7 protein-coding genes are annotated in these 12,242 nt (G+C 57.0%); 4 read left to right on the top strand and 3 right to left on the bottom strand.

Annotated elements, in window-relative coordinates; all coding sequences use genetic code 11:
- Positions 1 to 292: 292 nt before the first annotated feature.
- The 4 genes from ltrA (at position 293) to Mal65_RS10260 (ending at position 6,814) form a co-directional block, all read left to right on the top strand.
- Positions 293 to 1,786 (top strand): group II intron reverse transcriptase/maturase, encoded by a 1,494-nt coding sequence (gene ltrA / locus Mal65_RS10245; RefSeq protein WP_196784741.1) that lies wholly within the window; start codon positions 293 to 295, stop codon positions 1,784 to 1,786.
- A 193-nt stretch (positions 1,787 to 1,979) separates the two neighbouring features.
- Positions 1,980 to 4,721, top strand: coding sequence for an RHS repeat-associated core domain-containing protein (locus Mal65_RS10250; protein ID WP_145296836.1), 2,742 nt, complete (start codon positions 1,980 to 1,982; stop codon positions 4,719 to 4,721).
- A 28-nt stretch (positions 4,722 to 4,749) separates the two neighbouring features.
- The gene (locus Mal65_RS10255; RefSeq protein ID WP_165701186.1) at positions 4,750 to 5,343 is read left to right on the top strand and encodes a pilus assembly FimT family protein; all 594 of its coding nucleotides are present in this window, start codon (positions 4,750 to 4,752) and stop codon (positions 5,341 to 5,343) included.
- Between the two features lie 94 nt (positions 5,344 to 5,437).
- Complete coding sequence (locus Mal65_RS10260) at positions 5,438 to 6,814, top strand: IS4 family transposase (RefSeq protein WP_145296842.1); 1,377 nt, start codon at positions 5,438 to 5,440, stop codon at positions 6,812 to 6,814.
- Positions 6,815 to 7,017: 203 nt separating this feature from the next.
- Here the strand turns inward: Mal65_RS10260 and Mal65_RS10265 are convergent, their stop codons facing one another.
- The 3 genes from Mal65_RS10265 to Mal65_RS10275 all read right to left on the bottom strand — a co-directional run bounded on the left by Mal65_RS10265 (position 7,018) and on the right by Mal65_RS10275 (position 12,172).
- Positions 7,018 to 8,427, bottom strand: coding sequence for a sulfatase-like hydrolase/transferase (locus Mal65_RS10265; protein WP_196784742.1), 1,410 nt, complete (start codon positions 8,425 to 8,427; stop codon positions 7,018 to 7,020).
- 91 nt (positions 8,428 to 8,518) lie between these two features.
- Positions 8,519 to 10,066, bottom strand: a complete 1,548-nt coding sequence (locus Mal65_RS10270) for a sulfatase-like hydrolase/transferase (protein WP_145296845.1) — start codon at positions 10,064 to 10,066, stop codon at positions 8,519 to 8,521.
- A 261-nt stretch (positions 10,067 to 10,327) separates the two neighbouring features.
- The gene (locus Mal65_RS10275; RefSeq protein WP_196784743.1) at positions 10,328 to 12,172 is read right to left on the bottom strand and encodes a proprotein convertase P-domain-containing protein; all 1,845 of its coding nucleotides are present in this window, start codon (positions 12,170 to 12,172) and stop codon (positions 10,328 to 10,330) included.
- Between the last annotated feature and the right edge of the window lie 70 nt (positions 12,173 to 12,242).

A 12,242-nucleotide genomic window follows, 5' to 3' on the forward strand; every position in this document is an offset into this window, starting at 1 on the left:
CCTGCCGGAGGTGCGATGAAGGTAACGACGTCGTGCTGAGCATCCGATCCGGGGGAAACGTAGGCCAGCTATTGAGCTCCGGAATCTTTATGCTTCCGTGTGCCGACTTTGTCCTGACAAGGGGAAGGCAACATCGGGTCGATCGCTACTTGGGCGAGATCGATGCGAACACGGCGGAGTCTGTGAACCTGTGCATGCGTGGACATTCCAAACGCGAGAACCGGGAGATCCTATCGGCGGCCAGGCAGCAAGCTTGGCCCGGTCAGGGAACCACTCAGTGGGAAAGCCTGACATGAACGCCGATGGGAAGTCAGACGGCTTCGTAGTACCGCCGACTCGGATGAACAACGCGGGGGCTGAACCCTCGGCGGAGTCCGCCGAGGGAAGGGAGCCGACGAAGAAGAACGCAGATCAAACCGACGTGTCCCGCGCACCGAAGCGGAAACGTGGCAGGTCTTACGGTTTGGCAGGCGTGCGTGAGACGGCTCGGGCGCAGCCCGAGTTGAAGTTCACGTCGTTGCTGCATCACGTCAACGAGAACCTGTTGACCGAAGCCTTCTTCGATTTGAAGAAGACCGCGGCGGTGGGCGTCGATGTAGTGACGTGGCACGACTACGAACAGGGCCTGGAAGATCGCATCGCCGATCTTCACGGTCGCGTTCACCGGGGAAGCTACCGAGCAAAGCCTTCGAAGAGAATCTACATCACCAAAGCCGATGGGCGCGAGCGTCCAATCGGGATTGCTTCGCTGGAGGACAAGGTCGTCCAGAAAGCGGTCGGTTGGGTTTTGCAGTGCATCTACGAGCAGGACTTTCTCGGCTTCAGCTATGGCTTCCGGCCCGGAAGGAGTCAGCACAAGGCGCTCGATGCGCTCAGTGTTGCTTTGACGAGCAAGAAGGTGAACTGGGTATTGGACGCCGATGTGAAAGGTTTCTTTGACAACATGAACCATGACTGGTTGATGAAGTTTCTGGAACACCGCATCGCGGACAAACGTGTGCTCCGTTTGATCGGCAAATGGCTTCGTGCCGGTGTCAGTGATGACGGGGAGTGGTCCGAGACGAAGGTGGGGACGCCACAGGGAGCGGTGATTTCCCCGCTGCTTGCGAACATATACCTTCACTACGTCTTAGACCTCTGGATTCAAAGCTGGCGTAATCGTCGCGGTCGTGGCGACATGGTCATCATACGCTTCGCGGATGATTTCGTTGTCGGGTTTCAGCACAAGTACGAGGCCGAAGCGTTCCTGGAAGAACTTCGAGAACGTTTTGCCAAGTTCAGTCTGGAGCTTCACGGCCAAAAGACTCGGCTGATTGAGTTCGGTCGGTTCGCCATGAGCAACCGCAAAGAGCGCGGGGAGGGTCGACCGGAAACGTTCGACTTTCTCGGCTTTACGCACCGCTGTGATGTGACCCGGTCACATGGCTGGTTCACGATCCGTCGCGAGACGATCGCCAAGCGAATGCGTGCAACGCTTGCGGCGATCAAGGCGAAACTGCGTCAGCGTCGGCATTGGCCGGTGGGCGTCGTTGGTAGGTGGCTAGCCCGAGTCATGCGTGGCTGGCTGAACTACCACGCGGTGCCGGGGAACATGGTCCGGTTGCAACAGTTTCGCAATGAAGTCGCTAAGCTTTGGCTTGCCGTGCTTCGTCGCCGAAGCCAACGCAGCACGTGGACATGGACTCGAATGCAACGTCTAGCACGCAAGCATCTGCCAACACCGAGAATCTTACACAGCTACCCTCAGCAAAACTTTCACGCCCGATTCGACGTAGGAGCCGGATGAGGTAGACACGCAAGTCCGGATCTGTGCGGGGGGCGGCTGGCAACAGCCGTCCCTACCGCGATCGTATTTACAGTGTCCAAGCGGCCGTTTTATGTAAAAGACCCCCGTCCCCTTAAGGCGTCGTTCGGGACTGGACAGCAGCGGCGGCCTCTCGCCGCTCGTCGGCTCGGCATCGATCAACCTTCAAAGTGCCTTGACCAAGCTCGCTTCGGCCGAGTCCGCCGGTGGGGCGGGAGTCAGCTTCGACAGTGATGCGCCAGGTTCGGCCCGCGTCTCGATCAACGAAGAAGGAGAAGTTCAATTCGCGATCAGCGATGCGTCGGGGCGCAGCGTGAGGTCGGGAACGCTGGACAGCTCCAATCAACTGATCAGTTGGTCCTGCAGCGTGCATGGCAACACCGCCAACCTCTCCGGTTACGGCACGGTACATGAGACCCGCAGCGTCAACGCCCTGGGCAACGTCCGTAAAACTTACACCGATGGTGCGGGCCGGACGATCCAATCCGTTGATGCACTCGGCAAGATCACGTCGTACACCTACGACGCCGCCGGCAACCAGCTGTCGGTCCGTGACCCCAACAACTTGGGCCAAGACTGCACCTATGACGCGCTAGGCCGCGACCTGACCTGTACTGATACCGCGGGCGATGCGACCAGCAGCAGCTACGATGCCGCCGGCAACAAGATCACCAGCACCGACGCTAAGGGCAAGATCACCAGCTACCTGTTTGATGCCCGGGGCCGCCAGATCCAGCAAACCGATCGGCTCTCTGGCATCACGGTGTTCGCCTACACACCAACCGGTCAACTGCAAAGCCTGACCGATGCTCAGAACCAAACGACCAGCTACACTTACGACGATGCGGGCAACAAACTGACCGAGCGATACCCCGATCACACGGGTGGATCTCCGGGAAGCATTACCTACGGCATCGTCTCGTTCGTCTACGACGAAGCCGGCCGAGTGCTTCGTCGACAAGATCAGCTGGGCGATACTGTCACTTTCAACTACGACCTACCCGGTCGACTTACCTCGCGCCAATACCGCACGCGGGTAAACAGTCCATCGGGCACGGTCGCCGATACAGACACCTTCACGCACGACAACGCGGGCCGAATGTTGACAGCCGTCAGTGGTCGTTACGCTAATACGGTAACCTATACCTATGACGATGCCGGACGTAAGTCGACCGAAGCGATCGCGATCGGGGGAGTGACCTACACGACCACGACGGAGTACGACGATTCCGGGCAAGTGTCCGAGTTGACCTACCCGGACGGGACCGTGGTCGATCGCGGCTATACCAACCGTGGCCAATTGGCCACGGTTGCAGTGGGCGCGACAACGGTAAATACGCGAACATACGACAACGGTGGCCGGATGCTGACCAGCAGCTACAATAACGGAGTTAGCGAGACCCGTTCCTACAACAACGACAACACCCTGGTGTCGATCAGCTACTCAGGTGCTCCGATTGGCAACCTAACCTACAATTGGGACGACAATAAGAACAAAACGGCGGAAACGATTGGTGGCATTTTGAGTGGTTATGGGTTTGCTGTACCTCCGTCGGGCTACGACGACGAAGACCGTCTAAAGATTTGGAACCGAACCGGCGGACTAAACCAATCCTGGAGTTTATCGCTTGTTGGCGATTGGGACAGCTTCACCGAGAACGGAGCTTCCCAGACTCGAACACATGGACCGGGCCACGAACTACTGACCGCCAGTTCGAGTAGTGTGTCACATGATGCCAAGGGTAACGTCACCAAGATTCCGCAAGTGCTTCACGCCGGCGATCAAACCGTAACATTGAACTGGGATTTCGATAATCGTATGCAGGGAGCGAACTACAGATACGAAGAATCTGGGCGAGACGGGGAGGAAATCGAAGTTGACTACGATATCGAGTATCAGTTCGATGCCTTGGGCCGTCGAGTGAGTCGCATACAGCGCGTTCAGCATTACGATAAGGACAACGGCACCTTCATCGTCGACCAGACGACTTCGGTAGTTTTCGTACAAAATGGGCAGCAGACAATCGCGGACTACGTCGGCGGATCTGTGGCCTCGAGCCCCAAGTATAGGTACATATGGGGAGCGTACATCGATGAACCGGTGATGCGAACCGGAACCGGCGGCACGAAATACTTTCATCGGAATCAACAGTACTCGATCAACGCACTGACGGATTCGAGCGGCTCGATCGTTGAGCGTTACGCCTATGACGCGTACGGTTCACTGACGATAATGAGCGCTACCGGAGCGGTACGCACATCTTCCGCGCAAAGTAACCGCTATACTTACACGGGGCGGGAGTGGGATGAAGAACTCGGCCTGTACCACTATCGGGCCCGGATGTACAACGCGAAAGCTGGACGGTTCTGCTCCAGAGATCCTATTGGGTACGTGGACGGCGAAAACCTATATTCCACATACCACTCGATACATTGGTTGGATCCATCAGGTACAGAGATTGTCACCGGACCAGTCTTCCCGCATGACGATAGTCCTTCCGCTGACGAGCCATACGATTTCCCGATTATCATTTTTCCGGATCGGCCAAGAACTCCACGCCCAATTCGAAGACCGAGACGGCCGCCACCTCCCGCAAAACCCGGAGGACATGGTCACTTTTGTGGACCGAAGCGCAGGGCAATCTGTCAGCGAAACGCGGATGGCACAAAGACACCATCACTAGTGAATCCTGAGCCGGTTGATGCACTCGATGCAGCGTGTGAGGCACACGATTGCTGCTTGGCAGACTACCCCGAAGTCATTGGTGAACTCTGTGGACTTACCGATTGCAACGGCGATCTATGTAGATCCGCAGCCGAAGTAAACTGCTTTACAGAGCATATGGATGACCCATTTTTGCAGGCATCATGCGAGAGCATGAAAATACGGGTTAGGTTTTTCATTTGCCCGTTCTAGTGTGGTAAGCTCTAGCCCTTGTTTCGCCATGGCAAAACGAATATCTGTCCGGGAGCTCTTATTTGTCGTTTCGATCTTTGCGGTCTTGATGGCATTTGTTTCCTCGGCGAGCAGGTTTGTTCAGTCTTTTAGACAACGCACGATTTCCGTTGAGTTGTTTAAATGGCGTTATGAGGCTGTTGTTCATGGAATAAACGCAACAATAATTGACGCTCCTGTTCTTTCGTGGGACGATACACAAATTCCTGCGTTCGACGATTCCTATGGAATGATAATTGACTGTCCGCTTGGAAGATTTAAATGTTCTCGCGGCAGGTGGTATCCATTGATCCCGTCACATGAACTTTGGAACGGCGATTTTGAAGAGCGGTTGGCTCGTTCCCGTCTCAAGGATTTACTTGTGTCTGAAGCGGACGCAGGTGAGCTGCCGAAGGATCGGTGGTGTTGTCCAGAGGTTGCAGTCGAGTATGACTGGGAGGACACAAGGTATGAATTGCATATTCCAGTCAACGAATTGTTTAACTTAAACCTTCCTGATCTTCATCAGAGTTGGGAGATATCAGACGGAACGCTCAAAGGGGGCGGAGGTGAATGGCACTTAATCCACGGCAAAGTCTTGTGATGTCTGCACTTAGCGTCGATTGACAGCAGGGGGCTTCACTTGCGATGAGTTTGGTTATCTAACGACCTAAACACACGCAGCAAGGAAGCCCCCCGTGTTTCAATCCGAACTCAGTTCGTTCCGTCGGCGGCTGATCGTCGCACGCCAGTCCGGTGATCTCTATTTCGCTTCGCTGCTGGATCGAAAGACTATCGCATCGGCATTTGGCGAAGCAACCGGCATTCTTGATTCGGCCAGAATTTATACAACAGCCGTCACGCTGTGGGTGTTTCTCTCGCAAGTCCTCTCGGTCGACCATGGCTGCGTCTCGGCCGTCGCGAAGCTCATACATTATCGCTGCGCCCGCGGACTCGGACGCTGCAGCAGCAAGACCGGAATGTATTGCATCGCGCGCGACAAGCTGGACGAATCGGCCATGCACCGACTGGTCACCAAGGTCGGCCAGGATATCGACGATCAAGCACCTGACGATTGGCTGTGGCTCGGTCACCGAGTCGTCACTGGGGACGGCACGACGATCACGATGGCCGACACGCCCGAAAACCAAGCCGAGTATCCTCAGCAACGCGGCCAAGCGGTCGGTTGCGGTTTCCCGATCATGCGGGTCGTTGTGCTCTTTGCGTTGTCCACCGGCGTGGTGCTCGAAACGGCGATGGGCAAGTATCGAGGCAAGCTAACAGCGGAAGTGAGCTTGTTTCGCGAAGTCGACCAGATCATACAAGAAGACGACGTTTTCCTGGCTGATCGGGCCTATTCGAGTTGGTTCGACATGGCTCGATTGATGTCCCGTGGTGCCCATGTGGTCGTCCGCAAACACCAACTTCGCAAGAGTGATTTTCGAACCGGTATCCGTTACGGCCAAGACGATCACACGATCCACTTGGATAAGCCTTCGCGGCCCGACTGGATGAGCGATCGGGAGTACGCCGAGTATCCTGACTTTATCACGATCCGTGAGATCAAAATACGAGTCGACAATCAAGGCTTTCGGACTCGCGAGATCATCGTCCACACCTCGCTGCTTGATGATCGTGATTACAGCAAAGACGATATCTCGGCACTGTTTCGTCGGCGTTGGCAAGCGGAACTGCACCTGCGCAGTTTGAAAACGATCATGCAAATGGATCATCTCCGGTGCAAGCGTCCGCATCGTGTACGGAACGAACTTCGTGCGCACATGTTGGCATACAACTTGATTCGACAAGTGATGTGTGACGCGGCGATGTCGGGTAAGCTGCAACCGTGGCAAGTCAGCTTCAAAGGAACGATGTCAACGCTGGTCGAACTGCTCCCGACGCTGAACGTGATCAGCAACGTCGACGAGCTGTGCGAAGTGCTGTTTCAGAGTTGCAGGCGACAGATTGTCGGCAATCGTCCCGATCGCTACGAGCCGCGCGTGCTGAAGCGACGAGCGAAAGGCTACAAGCTGATGCAGAAGCCACGACGCGACTACAAACCCGGTGAGGCATGAGACTTAGGTGGATTAAGTGCCATTCACGCCTGACCCCCTTTATGGATTCGCTGACCACAGTGTCATGTTGGGCAGAAACCAGTCCAACCAACGTAAGAACGCTTGGTGCTGACCTGATTTCGGCGGCGCGACGGAGCCTGGACACAAGCATTCGCGGGCGATTGAGAGATGCTTGACAGACGCGGAGCGATTCAATTGTACCGCTAGCGAAGATGCCAATCGGTGGCGTCTTTCATGATGCTCGCGTTGATCTCCAATAATCTCTGCTTCATGCGATTGAAGACATCAGGATATTGCTTTGCCACGTTGGTGGTTTGTCCTGGATCGTTGAACAGATCATACAATTCGAAATCACGATAACCGCCTTCTTTGATCCGCGGGATCCAAGCTTCTTGGAACAGGTTATGGGTGGACATTTCATAGTCCCGCGATGCGACCAGCGAAAAATTGCCGTCACGCATTGCGACGATCGGGCTGGATCTTTGCAGGTGCCAAAACAACGGCTGGTGACGGACAAATGCATCCGCACGGTTGACCAACAGTGGTGACAAGTCACTGCCGTCCAAATGCACCGACGGCTTTTCCAATTCCAGTAACCCGCAAACGGTCGGCAGGACATCGACCAGTCCGGCGGGATCGGTCAAGACTTGCTGCGGGGCGATTCGACCGGGCCAATGAAAAATGCCCGGCACGCGGATGCCGCCTTCCCAGTTGACGCCTTTACGTCCACGCAGATTGCCGACCCGATCGGTGCGATAGCTGCCGTTATCGGATGCATAGATGATCAACGTGTCTTCCCGAATCCCCAGTTGATCGATGGTGCGCAGTAATCGGCCGATGGCATCGTCGGTGTTGTCGATCGTGCCGGAATAGATTGCACCTTTGTCGTCCGGCTTGCCGTACTTGGTGGTGCGATCCTTGGGTGCCGCGATCGGGGCGTGGGGTTCGTGAAACCAAACGTTCACAAAAAATGGTTGGTCGACGTTTGTTTCGACGTGCTGCTTCATCCAGCCGATCGCTTCGTCCGCCACCAGTTGGCAGGAATAGCCGTCCAGCTTTCCGACCGGTTTCCCGTTGCGAATGAAGTTGTCCGGATTGCGGTGGCTGGGACTGGCGTTGTTCCAAGTGGCAAACCAATGGTCGAACCCGTGCTGGTCGGGCGTGGGTTTGTCATGATTTTCACTGGGCAATCCGAGGTGCCATTTTCCGATGTGGGCCGTGGCATAGCCGGCCGACTTGAGAACTTCGGCCAGGGTGATTTCACGAAGCAGCAGATGAGACTTTTGCTGTTCGTCTTGGATCCAACTGTAAACACCGGCGCGGATGTGGTGACGCCCGGTCATCAGTGTCGCTCGTGAAGGCGAACAAACGGCGCAACCGGAATAGAAATCGGTAAACCTGGCGCCGCCGGCGGCCAGCGAATCGATGTTGGGTGTCTGGACCGGACCGTCGTAGCATCCGACGTCGCGGTATCCCAAATCATCGGCCAACAGCATGACGACGTTGGCCTTGGCGGCGTCGGCGGTGTTCGGGTGGGCAAACGCCAGCCCCACAGCCAGCATCGTTGCGATGACAAAACAGCGGCCGATCGCAGCGTGATTGTTTGCGTTCATTCGATTTCGATCGTGGGGGATGCGTTGACAGGGCAGCGGGCCAAGCGAGCCGTGATTAGATGTTGATCAAGATGGCTGTGGCCCGGAATGACTAGGGCAACTGAGGTGGAAGCGGATTGCCGTCATCGTCGATCGGATAGACGGCGTTGTGGCTTTCGAGTTGTTGTTGCATTTGCGCGATCATGCGGCGCAGAACATTTGGCTTTGCTTTGGACAAATCGTTTTGTTCGTACGGATCCGACGCCAGGTTGAACAACTGGTAATGCTGGCCGTTGGATTGCGAAAGCTTGCCCTTGGATGGTTCACCGGGCAGTGCGTGATAGATTGCTTTCCAGTCGCCGTCACGAAGCACGGTGAAGTAATTGCTGCGGTGCACGCCGTGCGGATAGTGCATCAGGAACTGTTGCGAGTGATTCGGGTCTTGTTTGCCGGTCAGGATGGTCTGCAGCGGTTGCCCGTCGACCGTGTGTTCGGCGGGCGGATCGATCCCCGCGGCCTGCAATACGGTCGGAAACAGATCGGTGACGTTGGCGATCTGTGGTGAGATCGTGTCAGGGGGAATCGGCAGTGATTGCTGTAGCGGGTTGTCGGCGTCGGGCGTGCACCAAGATGCGATGAAGGGCACTCGCATGCCGCCTTCGTAGTGGGCCCCTTTCTTTCCACGCAGCGGCGCGGCACAGGCGACTTCGTGTTGATGCCCCAGCGGCGCGTCGCTGCCGTTGTCACCCAGGAACACGATCAGCGTGTTTTCGCCAATGCCAAGTTCGGCGAAGTGGTCCATCATGTCGCCCAGTGATTTATCCATGCCTTCGATCAGGGTCGCAAAGGCTTGTGCGTTTTTGGGTTTACCCGAATCGATGTAGTGGTCTGCGAAACGCGGGTCGGATTCGAAGGGGGCATGCACCGCGTAATGGGCGAAGTACAAAAAGAACGGTTCGCCCGATTCAACCGTGTCGCTGATGATCTTTTTGGCTTCGATCGTCAACGCTTCGCTGAGAAACGTGTCGGTGCCGTGATACTGGTCCAAGTGCGGGACGGCATGGTGGCGGCCATCGGGGCCACGCGCATAGTTCTTTTCGCCGTAGTAGCTGCCGGGGGCACCAAAGGCGGCGCCGGCCAAGTTGACGTCGAAGCCCAGGTTTAGCGGTTCGGCACCGACGTGTTCTTCGGGACCGAAGTGGCCTTTGCCGACATGGATCGTGCGATAGCCGGCCGCACGCATCACGCCCGGCAGGGTTACATCGTCGCCGGTCAAACCGGCCCAGTTCCATTCCGGTGCCCCATAGGTTCCGCGGTTGTCAACTTGCGGATTGATCCAGTTGGTCGCGCGATGGCGTGCCGCGTTTTGACCGGTCATGATGCTGATGCGTGTCGGCGAACAGACGCTCATTGCGTAAAAGTTGTTCAACCGAATGCCTTGTTCGGCCAAACGTTGCATCGACGGCGTGCGATAGTATTCGTTCAACGGCTGGCGAACCGGGTTACCCTGGCCATCGGTAATGAAAGGAACCGATGTGTCCATCATTCCCATGTCGTCGACCAGAAACACAACCACGTTGGGTCGGTCGGCGGCGGGGACTTGGGCCGAATCAATTAGCAGCGGGATAGCGATACAGATCGCAGCGAACAGAAAACGCATGGCGGCGTCTCAGGGGTTTGTAAGGCGGGATGAATCGGAAGGGACGCGACGTCTTGGTTCACGTCGCGCCTGTGATGGTTCGGCCGCCCCTTGTTTGCTGTCAGTCATCGCGCCCGGCGAAGCATGGCGGATGCCAGGAATCCGAAGGCGGGAACAGAGAGCGAGCCAACGGCAATCGGACAACAGAACCGGGAACGAATCCGCAACCACGATAAACGATCACGGCGCTGAACCGGTGATCAGGCCGAGGCCGATTCCGGATCAGCGATCGTCATCGCCGTCGGAGTTCCCTTTATATCCGCTACGCGAGTTCGCGTCGGACTTGGCGGATTCCAGCCATTGGCGTTTCGATTCCGCAGTGATGGGTTGGCCGGACGCCTTTTGTTTTTCGGCCCACTGGCGATAGCGATCCACGGTGTCACGGTCCCACGCGGAGGGGACCGATTTGGCTTGTTTCACATCGCCACCGGGCCAGCCTTCGCGGACGATCGAACGGGCGGGGTCGCCCTTTGCGTCGTCGGCGTCGCTTCGGTTACCGCCGAAAGAAAAAGCGGACGTTTCCGATTCATCCTGTTCGTCTTCGCCATCGACAAGCGTTGCATCGGCCAGGCCGCCGACCATTTGTTCCTGGGGACGGATCATCAACGCCCAGCGGTGCAGCATGCCGAATCGATCGCTGCGAGTGCCGCGAATCACCAATTGCCAAACACCGCGGGCGGATGTTCCGTTGAATTGTTCCAAACCGGGCTGGCGTCGTGCCTTGGCTTCGGTCAGGTGTCGACCTTCGAAAGGTGGCCGCGCCTTGGTGATCGGACGGTCCGATTGGTCGTCGAAGATCGTTTCTTCGAAGTGGTCGCCGCTGCCGCCGATCTCGGTGAACAGTTCAACGCGTTGGCCTTCGGGACCGGTTAAGAAAGCGTCCAGGTGCCCGACGAAGGTGTGCGTGATCGACAGTTGGACGTTCAAGTCGCCGACGATCAAATCTTCGTCGATCTCGATCTCGGAAATCACCGTGCGTTTGGGTGGCAGGACTTCCGCGGTCTCGTTGGAAAATTCGCCGCCCATCATCGCCTTGGACGTCGACACTTCCATCGCCGTCAACAAGCCATCGGCATTGGCGTCCAACAGCGTGAACTCGGTCAGTTTGTCCGGCGTCCAATCTTCGGCGAACTCCGGCATCGAAACTTGGCCGTCGCGGTCGGTGTCCAGTTCATAAAACCAGCCCGGCAGGCCTTCGGCATCGTCGCCGATTTCGTCCTGCAGCGACGTCAAATAGAAATTCAGTTCGTCGCGCGAAAGATCGCCGTCACGGTCGGTATCGATTTGCGAGATCGGCAAATTCAAATCCGTCGATTCTTGGGCTTCCAACCGTCCGTTGCGGTTCTTGTCGAAACGGCCCAGCATGCTGGCGGTCAACCAGTAACGGCTGCCGCCGCGTCGCCACCATTGCCCGCGATCATCATCGTCATCACGGTTGCGGGTGACCGGTTCGACGCCCGAGCCGACGCGTCGTGCGCGTTGGATCAGTTCGCCCGAATCGTCTTTCAGCAACCGGCGTCGCGCGTATCGTTGGCTCAGTTCCAACCGGCTAAGTCGGTCATCCAAGTTCAGATCCATTTCAAACGGATCACGATGCGTCCACCGGCCACGCCTTGCCTCGCCACGATCGATATAGCCGTCATTGTTGCGGTCGTATCGCCGCAGCGTCTGGTCGGCTTCTTCCAAGTCGTCTTGGGTGTACGGGTACTTGATTTTGGCTAGCCCGAACCCAGGGACGATCTCCTGTTCGTCGTCCGGTTCGAAGTCGCGAATCCGCGGGGCACTGTCCAGTCGGACGCGTTCGCCGGCGACACCGTTTTGAATGGCGTGATAGATTCGCGATGCTTCTTGGATGCGTTCGATGTCCTGGGGCTTGTTCATCGGAAGCCGCCGCTGGGCGTACACCTTTTCCAGATACGGCCGCGCCAGTGCGGTGATTTCGTCCGGATCGATTTTGCCGTTGTCGTCTCGGTCCAGCTTTTCCAGTGCTTCGCGGAATCCGGCTTGTCCGTTGGCCGCATTGGGTGCCACGGCGAATGACAATGCCAAGACGGCGAAAGCCGACACGCATGCGTTCCGGATGTCAGTCCAGTGGTGACGTGGCGATGCACCGGAGCGTGCGGTGGTCGAAGCTGTG

The sequence above is a fragment of the Crateriforma conspicua genome (assembly GCF_007752935.1).
Classification (GTDB): domain Bacteria; phylum Planctomycetota; class Planctomycetia; order Pirellulales; family Pirellulaceae; genus Crateriforma; species Crateriforma conspicua.